Origin of the sequence: Nocardioides ferulae, assembly GCF_003660455.1 — a bacterium.
GTDB classification, from domain to species: Bacteria; Actinomycetota; Actinomycetes; order Propionibacteriales; family Nocardioidaceae; genus Nocardioides; species Nocardioides ferulae.
Window position 1 is genome coordinate 1 of the sequence record NZ_QZVR01000032.1, and the last position, 15,773, is coordinate 15,773.

The window sequence follows — 15,773 nt, forward strand, 5'->3', positions numbered from 1 at the left end:
TTGGTGCTGTCCACCATCGACACCGCCTGCGACGCCACCCGAGCAGCCTCGTTCGCCGAATGCGCGATCTCCCGGATCGACGCCCCCATCTGCTCCGAACCAGCCGCCACCGTTCCCACGTTGCGGCTGACCTCCTCCGCAGCACCCGAGACCACACCCGCCTGCACCGACGTCTCCTCAGCACCCGCCGCGATCTGCTGCGACGACGAGGAGAGCTGCTCGGAGGCGGCCGCGACCGCGTCGGCCGAGCCTGCGACCGCGTCGATGATGCCGCCGACGGACTCCATCGAGCGGTTCAGCGCCCGCTCGAGCTCGCCGAGCTCGGCGGCGGAGCGCTCCTCGGCCCGCTGGGTGAGGTCGCCGCCCGCGAACGCGGCCAGCACGTCGATGCTGCTGCGCAGCGGCCGGGTGATCGAGCGGGCGATCATCCAGGCCAGCACGGCCAGGGACAGCACCCCCAGGACCGCCGCGACCAGCGTGAACGTGATCGTGCGGCTTCGGGTGTCGGACTGCTTCTGAACCGCGTCCTCCCCTGCGGCCCCGATCGCCGCCATGTAGCCCTCGAGGAGCTCGTCGGTGCCGCTGTTGGCCGCCTGGATGTCCGCCAGCCCGGCCGCGGCGCGCTCTTGGTCCTGAGCCGCCTGCTCGGTGAAGGCGACGACCGCGGCGCCGTACTCCTCGAACGCGGCGCGGAAGTTCGCGTTCTCCGCATCCTGTGACTCTTCGTCGGTGGCGTTCTCCTCGATGGCGTCGATGACGCCCATCAGCTTCCCGACGTCCTCCTGCGCGTCGGCGACCACGCTCTCGGGGTCCGGGCTGGAGACCGCGAGGTAGGCGTCGGCCTTGAGCTCGGAGGCCCGGGTGTCCAGCGCTTGCATCGCGGTGTTCAGGTTCTGGTAGCGGCCCGCCTCGGCGCCGAGGTCGTTCAGCGTGGTCAGCCCCTGCAGGGCGACGGCGCCGACGGCCACGGTCGAGACGATGCCGATGCCCGCGATGGCGGTGAGCCGGCGGCCGACCGTCCAGGCGATGGGAGACTTCATGGTGGGTTGTTCCTCTCAGGCTGCGGCTTTTGCCACGTCGAGTGCGAGTAGCAGCTGGTGGTCCAGCTTGTAGGCCCCGAGAAGGAGGTCACGCGCGGTGCCGGACAGGGTGTCCGGCGGGGACTCGAACTGGTCGTCCTCGACGTCGACGACGGCGCCGATGGTGTCGACGAGCAGGGCGACCGGCTCGCCGGCGACCCGGATGACGACGAGCATCGGCTCCTCGTCGGCGGCTCGCGGCGGCAGGCCGAGCTGCTCGCGCATGTCGACGGCGCTGAGCACCTGGCCACGCAGGTTGATCAGGCCGGCCAGGGTCGTCGGCGCCAGGGGGATGCGGGTGCGGGGCAGCCCGCGCAGCACCTCCTGGACCGCGTCGACGTCGACGCCGTAGAGGCGCCCGTCGAGGGTGAAGGTCACCAGTCGGGTGCTCACATCGCCTCCTGCAGCTGGTCGGTGTCCAGTCCGAGGTCGACCTCGAACTCGGGCGCCGAGTAGAACTTCGGGTCCGCCGCGAGAATGGCGGCCCGCACGTCGAGGACCTCGACGATCCGGTCGCGGATGAGCGCGGAGCCCAGCAGACCGTGGTCGTCGATGTCGCTGTGCACCTCGGCGGCCTCGTCGACGATGTCGATGATCTCGTCGACGACGATCGCCACGCTGCGGTTGCCGGCCGAGTAGACGACGACCACCAGGTCGTCGCTCTCGCGCTCGCTGATCGCACCCAGGTGCCGGTTGAGGAAGAGCAGCGGCAGGATCGCGCCGCGGTACTGGACCACCTCGCGGTGTCCGACCTGCTCGACCGAGGCGGTCGGGATGTTCTCCAGACGCGTCACCGACGACAGCGGGATCGCCACCCGGCGTCCGCCGCCGATGCCGGCGATCAGCATCCGCAGGTGCTCGGTGCTCTCGCGGACCTGGTCCTCGTTGGCCAGGCCACCCCGCTCGAGCGCCTCGGCGGTCAGCGCCCGACGAGCGAGCGCCTGGACGTCGAGGATCAGTGCGACGCGACCGTCGCCGAGGATGGTGGCACCGGAGTAGGTGCCCAGCGCCTTGAGTCGTGAGCCGAGCGGCTTCACGACGATCTCCTCGGTCGACAGCACCCGGTCGATGACCAGCCCGAACCTCTTGCCCTCGGCCTGGAGCACCGCGATCAGCACGTGGCCGTCGGCGCGGTCGGACTCGACGTCGAGGACGTCGGTGAGCCGGACCAGCGGGAGCAGGCTGCCGCGCAGCCGGTAGACCTGGGCGCCGTTGACGTCCTCGACCTCGGTGGCCGCCCGGTCTGCGTCCAGCGCCACCAGCTCGAGCAGGCTGACCTGCGGGATGGCGTAGCGGTCACCGGCGCACTCCACGGTCAGGGCCGGCACGATCGCCAGCGTGAGCGGAATGCGCAGCCGGCAGGTGGTGCCGCGCCCCAGGACCGACTCGACCTCGATGGTGCCGCCGATGCTCTCGATGTTGGTCTTGACCACGTCCATGCCGACACCGCGGCCGGACACGTTCGTGACCTTCTCGGCGGTCGAGAACCCGGGCAGGAAGATCAGCTGGAGGATGTCGTTGGGCGTGAGCTGAGCCAGCTGAGCCTGGGTGCGCACACCCTTCTCGATCGCCTTGGCCGCGATCTTGTCGGCGTCGATGCCGGCGCCGTCGTCGTTGACCTCGACGACGACCTGGCCGCCCTCGTGGTAGGCGCGCAAGGTGAGCACGCCCTCGGCCGGCTTGCCGGCCGCGCGCCGCTCGGCGGACGTCTCCAGACCGTGGTCCACGGCGTTGCGCACCAGGTGCGTGAGCGGGTCCTTGACCGACTCCAGCAGCGACCGGTCCAGTTCGGTCTCGCGACCGACCATGACCAGCGAGACCTTCTTGTCGAAGGCCGCACCGAGGTCGCGGACGACCCGGGGCAGCTTGGACCAGAGGTGGTCGATCGGCTGCATGCGGGTCTTCATGACCCCCTCCTGCAGCTCGGTCGCGATCAGGTTGAGCCGCTGGGCGGACCGCATGAGGTCCAGGCCCTCCTGCTCGCCGGCCTGTCGCACGATCTGGTTGCGGGTGAGCACCAGCTCGCCCACCAGACGCATCAGCGCGTCGAGCAGCTCGACGTCGACCCGGATCGAGGAGTCGGCGACGTTGCGTCGAGCGGCGACGGTCTCGTCTGCCCCCGACTCCGGCCCGGGGGTGCTGCTTGCCTTGGGAGGGCGAGCCGGCGTCGGGGTGCTCTGGGGGGCGGGTGCGGCAGGCTCGGCCGCGAGTGCGGGCTCGGCGACCGGGACGGGCGCAGGCGCCACCTCGGCGACGGGCTCAGGCTCGGGCTCGACGGCCTCCGCCGGCGGCTCGGCGTCCTCGGACTCGGCGTCCTCGGGCTCGACATCCACCGGCTCGACGGCCACCGGCTCGCCCGGCTCCTCGGCCACCACCTCCGGCGGGAGCAGCTCCTCGATGGGCGTCGGGTCCGGCTCGGCCGCCTCGGCCCGGCCCTCGAGCACCGCGGTGATCCGGTCGACCACGGGGCCGACGTCCACGGAGCCCTCGGTGCCGTCGGTCTCGATCGCCGCGAGCAGCTCTCGCACGGAGTCGACCATCGCGAGCAGCACGTCGGTGGTGCTCGGGGTCATCGACATCTTGCCGTCGCGCAACCGGGCCAGCAGGTTCTCACCTACGTGGGTGACCGCCTCCAGGTTGCCGAAGGCCAGGAACCCACTGGTCCCCTTGATGGTGTGGATCGTCCGGAAGATGCTCCCGAGCAGCTCCCGCGAGTCCGGTTCGCGCTCGAGCGCCACCAGGTCCCGGTCGAGCTGGTCGAGGTTCTCGTGGCTCTCCACGAGGAACTCCTGGACGATCTCGTCGATCTCATCCACCGCCGCACGCCTCTCGTCGTCTTGGTCAGACGCCCGTTCCATCGGTCGCCGACGGGGCGACCTGAGAGGGTTGGGTGCAAAGGCGAGGCCCGGTGTGGCCCCGCGGGCGCTCGGAGGATGCTCGGTGGGGCTGGGGAGAGCTCAGATCACTGGTGCGCGGGCGACCAGAACAGCGCGACGGCAACGTTGGCGACCGTGAGCAGCAGCAGCCCGGCCCACAGGCCCTGGGGGATGCGCTCCTTGCGGGTGTTCGCCATGACCAGCACCAAGATCACCAGGCCGACGGCCAGCTTGACGCCGACCTTGGCGTGGTTGACCTCGCCGTCACCGGCTTCGAGCACGCCCACCAGCGCGAGCCCGGCGAGGAAGGCGGTGCCGGCACCATCGCGCATCATCGGGTTGACGACCTTCTCCGGCAGCCGGACCTGGGTCAGCAGGCCACCCAGCAGGGCCGCGAAGCCGAGCAGGTGCACGAGCAGCAGGATCAGACGCAGGGTGTCCATGCGCCTGAGCCTATGGGGTCTGTTCAGAGAGCCACTCAGTGAGCCACGTGCTCGGCACCGCTCGAGGCGCCCGGTTGACGGTCGCGGCGTCCGAAGGCGAGCTCGAGCAGGAACAGCAGGATGCCGACGCCGAGCAGCGCCGCACACCACAGCAGCGACGCCGGGTCGTCGTACACGACGTAGCCCAGCAGCACCGCGTTGCCGAGGATCCCGAGGTGCAGCAGCACCGTCGGCGCCCGGAACGTCTCCCCGCTCTCGTCGCGGCCGCGGAGCCGGAGCGCCGAGACGATCACCAGCGCGTAGATGACGAGCGTGAACACCACCGTCACCGTGGCCAGCCGGGTCACCACGTCGATGCCGATGCCGGTCCGGTTGAGCACCGCACCGGCCACCAGCAGGCTGCCGACGACCAGGGCCGAGAACAGCAGGGCCACCCAAGGGCTGCGCCGGCGCTCGTGGACCCGGGCGAACACACCCGGCACGACGTCCTCCCGGGCCATGCCGAACAGGATGCGCGACTGGGTGACGACCGCGACCAGGGTGGTGTTGGCGATCGCGACCATCGCGACCACGGCGAAGACGGTGGCGAGCACGGTCACCGACACCGGCAGCACGCCGGCCTCGACCACCTCGATCAGGGCGGCCGGAGAGTCGGCGAGCGTGCTGCTGGACACGACCAGTCCCGCGCTCATCGCCACCAGCACATAGATGACCCCGGCGGTGGCCATGCCGCCCACCAGCGCCCGCGGGAACGCCTTCTTCGGCTCGACGGTCTCCTCGGCCACGTTGGCGGCGTTCTCGAACCCGGTCATCGCGAAGAACGCCAGCGCGACACCGGCCACCACCGCCAGCACCGGGCTGCCCTCGGCCTTGAACTCCACCAGCGTGCCGAAGTCGGCGTTGCCCTCGGCGACGTACCAGATGCCGATGCCGACGATCGCGACCAGCCCGAGCACCTCCACGCAGGTCATCACCATGTTCGCCACGACCGACTCGGTGATGCCGACGAAGTTGACCACGGCGAGCAGCACCAGGAAGCCGAGGGCGACCAGCAGGCCGGGCGGCAGCGACCACACCTGGTGGAAGTACGCCGCGAAGCCGGTGGCCAGCGACCCGGCGGCCGCGAACGTCGCCGAGAGCATGCAGACGGTGATCAGGAACGTCAGCACCGGGCTGCGGAACGCCTGGCTGACGAAGAGCGCGGCCCCCGCGGCCCGGGGGTACTTCGTGACCAGCTCGGCGTAGGCGAGCCCGGTCACCGTCGCGACGGTGACGCCGACCGCGAACGCGACCCAGAACGCGCCACCGACGGCCCCCGCCACCGCGCCGATCAGCACGTAGATGCCCGACCCGAGCACGTCCCCCAACACGTAGAAGAAGAGCATCCGGCCGCTGATCGTGCGTTTGAGCGTGGCGCCCTCACGATCGGCGGCCGGGACCGCCTCGGTGTCGACCGCACTGCCGCCGGCGGCTGCCTGACTCATGTCTCCCCCTTCGCCGACCCTCACTCGAGGGCGTGCCGAGGAGTACCCGGCACCGGGCGAGCGGAAACCGCGGACGTGGTGGCCCGCCGGGCACCGGTCTCTCAGAGGAGGCGGCGGTCCGAGGCCCACCTGGTGAGCTCGTGACGGGAGGAGAGCTGCAGCTTGCGCAGCACGTTGGACATGTGGGTCTCGACGGTCTTGATCGAGATGAACAGCTCGCGGGCGACCTCCTTGTAGGAGTAGCCGCGGGCGATCAGCCGCATCACCTCACGCTCACGCTCGGTGAGCCGGTCGAGGTCCTCATCGACCGCGGCCACCTCGATCGACCCCGCGAACGCGTCGAGCACGAACCCGGCCAACCGCGGCGAGAACACCGCGTCGCCGTCGGCCACCCGGCGGATCGCCGCGACCAGCTCGGGGCCGGTGATGGTCTTGGTGACATAGCCGCGGGCACCGCCACGGATCGTGCCGATGACGTCCTCGGCCGCGTCGCTCACCGACAGTGCCAGGAAGCGGGTCTCCGGCACCCGGGTGGCGGCACGGCGCATCACCTCGACGCCGCCGCCGCCCGGCAGGTGCACGTCGAGCAGCACCACGTCGGGCCGGTGCGCGAGCACCGCGGCCACCGCCTCGTCGACGTCGGCGGCCTCGGCCAGCAGCTCCACGGCGCCGCCCAGCTCGGCCCGGACACCGCGGCGGAACATCGCGTGGTCGTCGACGATCACCACCCGCGCCGGGCCGGGGTGGCGCGGTGCGGCGGTCGGGCCGGTGCTGCCCTCGTTCATGGGGTGCCTCCTGGGTCGGGGATCGGACCGGACGTCGGGGACTCGGGCCGCGGCAGGTGCAGGCGCACCTCGGTGCCCTCGCCGGGGGTGGAGCGGACCGAGGCGGTGCCGCCGTGACGGTGCATCCGGTCCAGGATCGAGTGGCGCACCCCGTGCCGGTCGGCCGGCACCGACTCGGGGTCGAAGCCGGCGCCCCGGTCGCGCACGAACACGTCGACCGCGGCCTCGCTCACCTCGACGTAGACGTCGACGCGGCCGGTGCCGGCGTGCTTGGCCGCGTTGGTGACCGCCTCGCGCGTTGCGGCCACCAGCGGCCGCAACGCCTCGTCGAAGTCGCAGTCTCCGACAGCGACCACGTCGACCGAGACCCCGTGGGCGTCCTCGACGTCGGCCGCCGCCCCGCGCACGGCGCTCGCCAGGGTGCGCTCATCGGTGGCCTCGCCGGAGTAGAGCCAGGCCCGCAGGTCGCGCTCCTGGGCCCGCGCCAGCCGGGCCACGGTGGGCCCGTCGTCGGCGCTCTTCTGGATCAGCGCCAAGGTCTGCAGCACCGAGTCGTGCAGGTGGGCGGCGACGTCCGCACGCTCCTGACTGCGCACCCGCTCCTCGCGCTCGGCGGTCAGGTCGGAGGCGAGCCGGAACACCCACGGGCCGACGACCAGCCCGACGCCGACCATGCCGAGGCCGCCGGCGATCAGGGCGCCGCGTGCCTGCTGCAGCGAGCCGTTGTCGAGGCCGAACACCAAGAACGCGCTCGCCACGAACACCACGCCCGCCGCCACCCGGGCGTAGGCGGCCCAGCCGCCGCTGCCGAAGACGATGCGCACCGGGTCGATCCGGCCCGAGGTGTCGAGCCAGCGCTCGCGCTGAGCCTCGTCGGCCTGCCGCCACAGCAGCGCGATGCCGACCACCGCCAACAGGACCGGCCACAGCACGACGCCCCGCCCGAAGACGGCCTCGACCGCGAGCAGGCCACCGAAGCCCAGTGCCGCGAGCGCGATCGCCGGCCCCACGTCGCTGAGTCGCCGCCTCCGGCCGGGCCGGCGCCCGCCCCGACTGGCACTGGCCAGCCCCGGGGCCTCCTCGACGAACCGGGAGTCCGACGGCAGCACCAGCCAGAGCCCGGCGTAGAACATCAACCCGAGGCCGCCGAAGAACGCGCCGACCAGGAAGGCCGCGCGCACCCAGACCACCGGCAGCCCGAGGTGTCTGGCCAGGCCGGCGGCCACCCCGCCGATGATCGGCTCCTGGCTGTCCCGGGTCGCGCGGCGGGTGGCGCGCGGGGCGGCCGTGGATGCGCTGCTCATGTCCGTTCCATCGTCACACAGGCGGCGTCGCGGCACATGAGGACCGACCCCGACTCGACCCTGAGCCGGCCCCGCCCCGCCCCGGCCGGGATCAGGGGCGTCCCCGATGGTGCGCGAGGCCGGACGGGAGCAGGCTTGAGCCATGACCACGACCCCTCCCGACGCCCCCTCCGGCCCCTCCCCGACCCCCGGGGACTCCGGGCCCCGTGTCAGCCGCGAGGAGGTCCGCGACCTCGGCCGGCTGCGGCGTACCGTCACCGACCGGCACGTCGCCGGCGTCGCCGGCGGGCTCGGCCGCCACCTCGACATCGACCCGGTCATCCTGCGGGTCGCGTTCGTGGTGCTGGCTTTCTTCGGCGGCGCCGGGCTCCTGCTGTACGGCGCGTGCTGGCTGCTGCTGCCCGAGGACGGCGCCACGGAGGCGCCGCTCCACCTCGACGAGCGCAGCCGGCTGGCCGCGCTGGCCATCGTGGCAGCGGTGTCGGTGCTGGTGCTCCTCGGCGACAGCTGGGGGTTCGTCGGCTTCCCGTGGCCGCTGCTGATCGTGGGCGCGATCGTGCTGGTGGTGCTCTCCCAACGCTCGTCGTCGACGCCCGTCGCACCCCCCGGCACCCCCGGTGGCACCACCGGGCCCGTGCCGCCTCCGCCGGGCTGGTCCGGTGCCCCCCCGTCCCCCGCGGCCGGCCCTGCGCCGGTCTCCGAGGCGGGCCGCGGGCCAGGCTACGGCCCGGCGTACGGGCCGGCGTACGGCCCGGCGTATGGCCCGGCGTACGGGCCGACCGGCCAGTCCGGCTACGGCCCGGCCTACCCGCCGGCCGGCGGGCCCGTCCGCCCGCCGCGCCGGCGCGGACCGGTCCTGTTCTGGTTCACGATGGCGCTGGCGACCCTCGGCCTGGGCGTGCTCGGCATGATCGACCAGGCCGGCACCGACGTGGCACCGGCGGGCTACCCGGCGCTGGTGGTGGCCGTGTGCGGCCTGATGCTGGTGGTCGGCGCGTTCTGGGGACGGGCCGGGGGCCTCATCCTCGTCGGGCTGCTCGCCGCCGCTGCGATGGGCCTGACCACGGCCGCCGACAAGGTCGACGGAAGCGTCACGACCGAGCGGCCGCTGACCTCGTCGCAGGTCGCCCCGGACTACGACATCAACGCCGGCGAGCTCGAGCTCGACCTGACCGGGGTCGCCGACCTCGACGCGCTCGACGGGCGCACCGTGCGCCTGCACAACAACGCCGGCGAGATCCGGGTGGTCGTGCCCGACGGCCTCGACGTGGACGTCACCGCCGACGTCAACGGTGTCGGCGGGCTGGACGTGTTCGGGGAGGAGTCCGGCGGCGTCGACGTCACCGACCACGTCTTCCGAGACGCCGGCCCGGGCAACGCGCCCCGCCTCGACCTCGAGCTCGAGGTCAGCGTCGGGCAGATCACGGTCGTGACCCGATGAGCACCCAGCCGCACGACGCTCTGTCAGGAGACAGCATGTCCACCGCTCCCCTCCCCCAGTCAGGCTCCACGATCACCGACGACGACCGGCAGGGAGACCGGCCCGGCGGCCGGCACCCCGTCGACGTCGGCTACCTGGTGATGGGGCTGGCCTTCCTCGGCCTGGTCGCGATCTGGGCGGTGGTCCAGTCCGACACCGTCGAGGGCGACGACGTCCGCTGGCTGCTGCCGCTGCCGTGGGTGCTGGCCGGGGCGGCGGGCCTGGTGGCGACGACCCTGCGCGGGTTCGGGGTCCGGCGCCGCCGGTCGGCCGCGGACCCCGACACCGATCGCTGAGCCTCGTCGCATCGGCGGGGGTCTCCCCAACAGCGGGCCACCGGGTCCAGGATGGCCCGGTGACCCTGCCTCGCCTGGGTGGCCTGGACCCGCTGCCCGCCCTCGACCACCCCGACCTGCTCGCCGACCCGGTCGCGGCCGCCCTCTCCGACTGGGCGCACCGCGACCGGGTCGGCGTCGTCGCGATCGACCCGGACCTGGCCGACACCGCAGAGCTCACCTCCGCCTATGCACTCCCCCTCGCGGCCAGCGCCAACTGCGTCGTGGTGGCCGGCCGGCGCGCCGGCGAGGAGCGGGTCGCCGCCTGCGTGGTGAGCGCCGACACCCGCGCCGACGTGAACAACCTCGTCAAGCGCACCCTCGACGTGCGCAAGGCGTCGTTCCTGTCCACCGACCGGGCGGTCGAGGAGTCCGGGATGGAGTACGGCGGCATCACACCGGTCGGGCTGCCCCGTGCCTGGCGGGTGCTGGTCGACCGCCGAGCCACCGGCGTCGAGGTGGCGGTGATCGGCTCCGGGCTGCGGCGCTCGAAGCTGCTGCTGCCCGGTCCTCTCCTGGCCGAGCTGCCGGGGGCGGAGCTCGTCGACGACCTCGGGATCCCGGTGGGGTGATCGCGGTGGAGGTGCACGAGGAGCGGCCGTGGTGAACCAGCGCGAGGCGAACCCCCACTCGGGTCGTCGCGAGACCGAGGAGGAGCGGCTCGACCGGAAGTGGAACGACCTGCTGCAGGAGCTGCGGGTGATGCAGACCGGGGCCCAGCTGACCGCCGGCTTCCTGCTCACGCTGCCGTTCCAGGAGACCTTCGAGGACCTCGACGACGTCCAGCGCGCCTGCTACCTCGTACTGGTGGTGCTGGCCGTCCTCACCACCGCCACCGTGATGGCACCGGTCGCGGTGCATCGCAAGCTGTCCGGGCAGCACGTGAAGGAGAAGGTCGTCGACAACGCCCACCGGCTCTCGGCCGTGGCGCTCACCCTGGTCGGCCTGCTGATCACCGGCATCTCGCTGTTCGTCTTCGACGTGGTGGTCTCGCGTCCCGCCGCCGTCGTCGCCGGCTGCGGCATCGGCTCCGTCGTCGTCCTGCTGCTGGTCGTGCGGCCCTGGTGGCTGGCCCGCGACCCCGATCCGGGCAGCGGAGAGGGCTGACGGCGGTGCGAGGGCTGGCCGCGGCGGCCCGGACGGCCGCCGCGCTCCTGCTCGCGGCGACGACGGCCGGGTGTCTGGGCAGCGGCGACACCGGCGCGGCCGACGGTCCGCACCGGGTCGACCCGAGCCCGCCGGTCAGCACGCTCACGCCGATCCCGCTGCCGCCGCAGCAACCGCCCAGCGGGCGAGTCAGCGCCGAGATCAGGCAGTCCTCCAGGGACGTCGCGCTCGGCCGGGCCCAGGTGTGGGTGCACAACGACACCGCCCGGGCGCTGCGTCCGAAGGCGGTCGTCTTCCGCGACGCGCGGTTGCCGGTGCCGCTCCGCGGCGACCGCCTGCGGCCGATCCCCTCCCAGTCCGAGCGGGGCTTCCCGCTGCTGCTGCCGGACCGACCGGTCTGCGGCGACCACCCCGGTCGCGTCAGCCCGGCGCTGCGGGTGCTCCTGCCGGGTGGGCGACGGGCGGTGCCGGTGCAGGACGCCACCGACGTGATCGGCCGCTTCGCCGCCGCCCGCTGCCTGGAGCTGGCGCTCGCCGAGGTGGTGCGGGTGTCGTGGTCCGAGCGGGTCGTCGCCGACCGTGCCGGAGAGGGCGGCACCGGCACGCTGGTGCTGCGCGTGCGCCCCACCGGCCGGTCCGGCCCTCCGGCGCGGCTCGTGAGCGTGTCGGGCACGCCGCTGTTCACCCCCGTGGGCAGCGACGTGTGGCGGACCCGGGCCCGGCTCACCGGCCCGGACGCGGTCCGGCGCCTCGAGTTGCCGGTGCGGCCGGCCCGATGCGACGCCCACGCCTTCTTGGAGGCCGGCGGCGCCACCGCCTTCCGGCTGCGACTGCGCGTCGGCGGGCAGCCGGGCCAGCTGCTGTTGCGGATGCCGCCGGACGGCGCCGACGCCGCGATCGCCTTCGCCCAGGAGGCCTGCGGTCTCGCCGGATGAGCGGCGGCCGTGTCGCTGCTCACGCTCCCCGCCCAGGCCCCCGAAAACGATTCGCTGCCTGCCGGAGGCGTTCCGTAGCGTGAGCCGGTGCGCACGCTCCCCCTGGACCACCCCGGAGTCGCCGACCACCGGTCACCGGGTCGGTTCCTGTGGTGGCTGGCGCGCGGTCAGTGGCAGACGCTGGTCGGCGGCATGGTGTTCGGCATCGTCTGGATGAGCTGCCAGGCCGTCATGCCGGCGGTGATCGGCAGCGCCATCGACGAGGGCGTCGCCGCCCGCGACGAGGGCCAGCTGCTGCGCTGGGCCGGCCTGCTCGCGGGCATCGGCCTGGTGCAGGCGGTCAGCGGCATCGTCCGGCACCGGTTCGCGGTCACGAACTGGCTGATCACGGCGTACCGCACCGTGCAGCTCGTCGGCCGGCAGACCACCCACCTGGGCGGCACCCTGCCGCGCAAGGTCTCCACCGGCGAGGTGGTGGCGATCGGAACCAGCGACCTGAACCACCTCGGCGGGGTCATGGACGTCGCGGCCCGCTTCGCCGGGGCGATCGTCTCGTTCGTCCTGGTCGCGGTGATCCTGCTCCAGACCTCGGTCACGCTCGGCCTGGTCGTGCTGTTCGGCGTGCCGCTGCTGATGCTGCTCATCGGACCGCTGCTCTCGCCGTTGCAGCGGCGCAGCGCCCGCCAGCGCGAACTGATGGGACACCTCTCCAACACCGCCACCGACATCGTCGGCGGCCTGCGCGTGCTGCGCGGCATCGGCGGGGAGCAGGTCTTCCTCGACCGCTACCGCCGCGAGTCGCAGACCACCCGCCGGGCCGGCGTGGCGGTCGCCCGCCTGCAGTCGGTGCTCGACGCGCTGCAGGTCTTCCTGCCGGGCGTCTTCGTGGTCGTGGTGGTCTGGCTCGGCGCCCGCTACGCCGTCCAGGGCCGCATCACGCCGGGCGAGCTGGTCGCCTTCTACGGCTACTCCGCGTTCCTGATGATCCCGCTGCGCACCGCCACCGAGTACGCCAACAAGCTCATCCGCGCCCGGGTCTCGGCCCGGCGGGTGTGCCGGGTGCTGGCGCTCACGCCCGACGTCACCGACCCCGAGCACCCCGCGCCGTCGCCGCCACCGGGTGCCGAGCTGTACGACGCCCGCACCGGGCTGCGGGTGCGCCCCGGCCTGCTGGTGGCGCTGGTGAGCGAGCGGCCCGACGAGACCGCCGTGCTGGCCGACCGACTCGGCATGTGCACCGCCGACCCGGACCGCGACGTGACGCTGGGCGGCGTCGCGCTGCCCGACCTGCGCCGCGAGGAGGTGCGCCGCCGCATCGTGGTCAGCGACACCGCCGCCACGCTCTTCTCCGGCCGCCTCGGCGACCGGCTCGACGTGGCCGGGAGCGGGTCGCCTGACGCGGTCCTCCGGGCCGTGGATACCGCATCGGCCGGCGATGTGCTCGACGCGCTCCCCGACGGGCTCGACACCGTGGTCGCCGAGCGCGGCCGCAGCTTCTCCGGCGGGCAGCGGCAGCGGCTGGTGCTGGCCCGCGCCCTCACCTGCGACCCGGAGGTACTGGTGCTCGTCGAGCCGACCTCCGCGGTCGACGCGCACACCGAGGCCCGGATCGCCCAGCGGCTGCGCGGGCACCGGGCCGGGCGCACCACGGTCGTGACCACGACCAGCCCGCTGATGCTCGACGCGGTCGACGAGGTCGCGTTCCTCGTCGACGGGCGGGTGAGCGCCACCGGGTCGCACGCCGAGCTGCTCGCGTCGTGCCCGGCGTACCGGGCCGTGGTGACGCGGGAGAGCGCCGACGATCCGGGCAAAGGCCTCGACGGTCGGGACGGCCGCGACGGGCGCGACGGCATGGAGCGAGCGGAGGCCCTGCGATGAGCGGCACGGCCGCCGGTCCGGGCGGCACGAGCCTGCCCGTCGCCGACGCCCCCGCGATGCGCCGCTACGTGCGCGACCTCGCCCGCCGGCATCCGCGGATGCTGGTCGGCGCGGTGCTGCTGCACGGCGCCGCGGCGCTGGCGGCGCTGGCCGCGCCGCGCCTGATCGGCGAGCTGGTCGAGGCGGTCGAGCGCGGCACCACCGCGAGCCACGTCGACCGGGTGATGCTGCTGCTCGGCGGGTTCGTGGTGCTGCAGACCGTGCTCACCCGGTTCGCGCGCTACGTCAGCCAGGTGCTCGGCGAGCAGGTGCTGGCCGAGCTGCGCGAGGACTTCGTCGAGAACTCGCTCGCGCTGCCCGTCGGCGTCGTGGAGTCGGCGGGCTCGGGCGACCTGCTGACCCGGACCAGTCGCGACGTCGACCAGCTGGGCTGGTCGGTGCGGTGGGCGCTGCCGGAGTGGACCATCGCCGCCGTGACCGCGGCGGTCACGGTCGTGGCCGCGCTGAGCGTCGGCTGGTGGGTGGCGCTGCCGCTGCTGCTGGGGCTGCCGCCGCTGGTCGTGGGGCTGCGCTGGTACCTCGCCCGCGCCAAGGCCGGCTACCTGCGCGAGTCGGCGTCGTACTCCCAGATCAACGCCACCCTCACCGAGACCGTCGAGGGCGCCCGCACCGTCGAGGCGCTCGGTCTGGCCTCGGAGCGGGTCGAGGCGATCGACCGCGACATCGCGGAGTCCTACGCCGCCGAGCGCTACACGCTGCACCTGCGCACGGTCTTCTTCCCGAGCATGGAGATCTCCTACCTGATCCCCACGGTGGCGACGCTGCTGCTGGGCGGTTGGCTCTACACCCGCGGCGAGGCGTCGCTGGGCGATGTCACGGCCGCGACGCTCTACGTGCAGATGCTGATCGACCCGGTGGACCGGATCGTGTCGATCCTCGACGAGCTGCAGATGGGCGCGGCGTCGCTCTCCCGGCTGCTCGGGGTGGCCCAGGTGCCCGACGACCGCGAGGTGACCGGCCGGGTGCCCGACGGCGAGCGGCTCGACGCCCACGGGGTGCGCTTCTCCTACGTCCCGGGCCGCGACGTGCTGCACGGGGTCGACCTGTCGGTGCGCGAGGGTGAGCGGATCGCGATGGTGGGACCCTCCGGCGCCGGCAAGTCGACGCTGGGCCGGCTGCTCGCCGGCATCCACCCGCCCCGCACGGGCGCGGTGACCGTCGGCGGCGTGCCGTTGGTCGAGCTGCCGCTCGACGACCTGCGCGGCCACGTCGCCCTGGTCACCCAGGAGCACCATGTCTTCGTCGGCACGCTGCGCGAGAACCTCGCCCTGGCCGCGCCACCGGGCTCCGGTGACGACGCGATCCGTGCCGCGTTGGCGGCCGTCGACGCGTTGGACTGGGTCGAGGCGCTGCCCGAGGGCCTCGACACCGTGGTCGGCTCGGGTGGCCGGCCCCTGCCGGCGGCGCAGGCCCAGCAGGTCGCGCTGGCCCGGCTGGTGCTCGCCGACCCGCACACGCTGGTGCTCGACGAGGCGACGTCGTTGATCGACCCGCGCGCCGCCCGCCACCTGGAGCGGTCGCTGGCCGCGGTGCTCGAGGGCCGCACGGTGATAGCCATCGCCCACCGCCTCTTCTCGGCCCACGACGCCGACCGGGTCGCCGTGGTCGAGGACGGCGTCATCTCCGAACTCGGCTCCCACGACGAACTGGTCGCCGCCGGTGGCTCCTACGCCGCCTTGTGGGACAGCTGGCACGGTCGCGGCTGATCGGGTTCCCCGCTGACCTGCCACCCGTGGTCGGTGAACCTCCGCTGACCTGCCACTCGTGGTCGGTGGATCTCCGCTGACCTGCCACTCGTGGTCGGCGAATCTCCGCTGACCTGCCACTCGTGGTGGAGCACCACTACCGACCTGCCATGTCCGGTCCGTGCATCGCTGCCCACACACTCACCACGAGTGACAGCTCACCACCCCGACACTCACCACGAGTGACAGCTCACCACCCCGACACCCACCACAAGTGACAGCTCACCACCCCGACACCCACCACAAGTGACAGGTCAGCGAG

At 73.3% G+C, this 15,773-nt stretch carries 14 protein-coding genes; 7 read left to right on the forward strand and 7 right to left on the reverse strand.

What is annotated here, in order from left to right; all coding sequences use genetic code 11:
• The 7 genes from D6B71_RS21440 to D6B71_RS21470 form a co-directional block, all read right to left on the reverse strand.
• Window positions 1–1,040, reverse strand: a 1,040-nt coding sequence (locus tag D6B71_RS21440) for a HAMP domain-containing protein (protein WP_164519771.1), incomplete at its 3' end; no start/stop codon positions are given.
• Window positions 1,041–1,055: 15 nt separating this feature from the next.
• On the reverse strand, window positions 1,056–1,472 hold the full coding sequence (locus tag D6B71_RS21445; protein WP_121258852.1) for a chemotaxis protein CheW: 417 nt from the start codon (window positions 1,470–1,472) through the stop codon (window positions 1,056–1,058).
• Complete coding sequence (locus D6B71_RS21450; protein ID WP_121258853.1) at window positions 1,469–3,895, reverse strand: chemotaxis protein CheW; 2,427 nt, start codon at window positions 3,893–3,895, stop codon at window positions 1,469–1,471. The genes D6B71_RS21445 and D6B71_RS21450 overlap by 4 nt, the downstream gene beginning before the upstream one ends.
• 146 nt (window positions 3,896–4,041) lie before the next feature.
• Window positions 4,042–4,398, reverse strand: a complete 357-nt coding sequence (locus D6B71_RS21455; RefSeq protein ID WP_121258854.1) for a hypothetical protein — start codon at window positions 4,396–4,398, stop codon at window positions 4,042–4,044.
• Window positions 4,399–4,433: 35 nt separating this feature from the next.
• A complete protein-coding gene (locus D6B71_RS21460) occupies window positions 4,434–5,882 on the reverse strand; it encodes an APC family permease (RefSeq protein WP_121258855.1) in 1,449 nt (482 codons plus the stop codon).
• 101 nt (window positions 5,883–5,983) lie between these two features.
• Window positions 5,984–6,667: a LuxR C-terminal-related transcriptional regulator gene (locus D6B71_RS21465; protein ID WP_121258856.1), complete on the reverse strand. Its 684-nt coding sequence runs from the start codon at window positions 6,665–6,667 to the stop codon at window positions 5,984–5,986.
• Window positions 6,664–7,971 carry an ATP-binding protein gene (locus D6B71_RS21470; protein ID WP_121258857.1) on the reverse strand — a complete coding sequence of 436 codons (1,308 nt, stop codon included), beginning with the start codon at window positions 7,969–7,971 and terminating at the stop codon, window positions 6,664–6,666. Before D6B71_RS21470 ends, D6B71_RS21465 begins: the two co-directional genes overlap by 4 nt.
• 142 nt (window positions 7,972–8,113) lie before the next feature.
• On the opposite strand from D6B71_RS21470, the gene D6B71_RS21475 reads away from it, so the two are divergent.
• The 7 genes from D6B71_RS21475 (at window position 8,114) to D6B71_RS21505 (ending at window position 15,472) form a co-directional block, all read left to right on the forward strand.
• The gene (locus D6B71_RS21475) at window positions 8,114–9,412 is read left to right on the forward strand and encodes a PspC domain-containing protein (RefSeq protein WP_121258858.1); all 1,299 of its coding nucleotides are present in this window, start codon (window positions 8,114–8,116) and stop codon (window positions 9,410–9,412) included.
• A gap of 35 nt (window positions 9,413–9,447) precedes the next feature.
• Window positions 9,448–9,747, forward strand: a complete 300-nt coding sequence (locus D6B71_RS21480) for a hypothetical protein (protein WP_121258859.1) — start codon at window positions 9,448–9,450, stop codon at window positions 9,745–9,747.
• A 59-nt stretch (window positions 9,748–9,806) separates the two neighbouring features.
• Window positions 9,807–10,358, forward strand: a complete 552-nt coding sequence (locus tag D6B71_RS21485; RefSeq protein WP_121258860.1) for a YbaK/EbsC family protein — start codon at window positions 9,807–9,809, stop codon at window positions 10,356–10,358.
• Window positions 10,359–10,386: 28 nt separating this feature from the next.
• Window positions 10,387–10,893, forward strand: coding sequence for a DUF6328 family protein (locus tag D6B71_RS21490; RefSeq protein ID WP_206051909.1), 507 nt, complete (start codon window positions 10,387–10,389; stop codon window positions 10,891–10,893).
• A gap of 5 nt (window positions 10,894–10,898) precedes the next feature.
• On the forward strand, window positions 10,899–11,828 hold the full coding sequence (locus tag D6B71_RS21495; RefSeq protein WP_121258861.1) for a hypothetical protein: 930 nt from the start codon (window positions 10,899–10,901) through the stop codon (window positions 11,826–11,828).
• An 87-nt stretch (window positions 11,829–11,915) separates the two neighbouring features.
• A complete protein-coding gene (locus D6B71_RS21500; RefSeq protein ID WP_206051910.1) occupies window positions 11,916–13,706 on the forward strand; it encodes an ABC transporter ATP-binding protein in 1,791 nt (596 codons plus the stop codon).
• Window positions 13,703–15,472, forward strand: coding sequence for an ABC transporter ATP-binding protein (locus D6B71_RS21505; RefSeq protein ID WP_121258862.1), 1,770 nt, complete (start codon window positions 13,703–13,705; stop codon window positions 15,470–15,472). The genes D6B71_RS21500 and D6B71_RS21505 overlap by 4 nt, the downstream gene beginning before the upstream one ends.
• Window positions 15,473–15,773 lie beyond the last annotated feature (301 nt).

Coding starts and splice junctions, on each gene's coding strand:
- D6B71_RS21455 (WP_121258854.1), bottom strand. CDS start 4,398: ATGGACACCCTGCGTCTGATCCTGCTGCTCGTGCACCTGCTCGGCTTC.
- D6B71_RS21460 (WP_121258855.1), bottom strand. CDS start 5,882: ATGAGTCAGGCAGCCGCCGGCGGCAGTGCGGTCGACACCGAGGCGGTC.
- D6B71_RS21465 (WP_121258856.1), bottom strand. CDS start 6,667: ATGAACGAGGGCAGCACCGGCCCGACCGCCGCACCGCGCCACCCCGGC.
- D6B71_RS21470 (WP_121258857.1), bottom strand. CDS start 7,971: ATGAGCAGCGCATCCACGGCCGCCCCGCGCGCCACCCGCCGCGCGACC.
- D6B71_RS21475 (WP_121258858.1), top strand. CDS start 8,114: ATGACCACGACCCCTCCCGACGCCCCCTCCGGCCCCTCCCCGACCCCC.
- D6B71_RS21480 (WP_121258859.1), top strand. CDS start 9,448: ATGTCCACCGCTCCCCTCCCCCAGTCAGGCTCCACGATCACCGACGAC.
- D6B71_RS21505 (WP_121258862.1), top strand. CDS start 13,703: ATGAGCGGCACGGCCGCCGGTCCGGGCGGCACGAGCCTGCCCGTCGCC.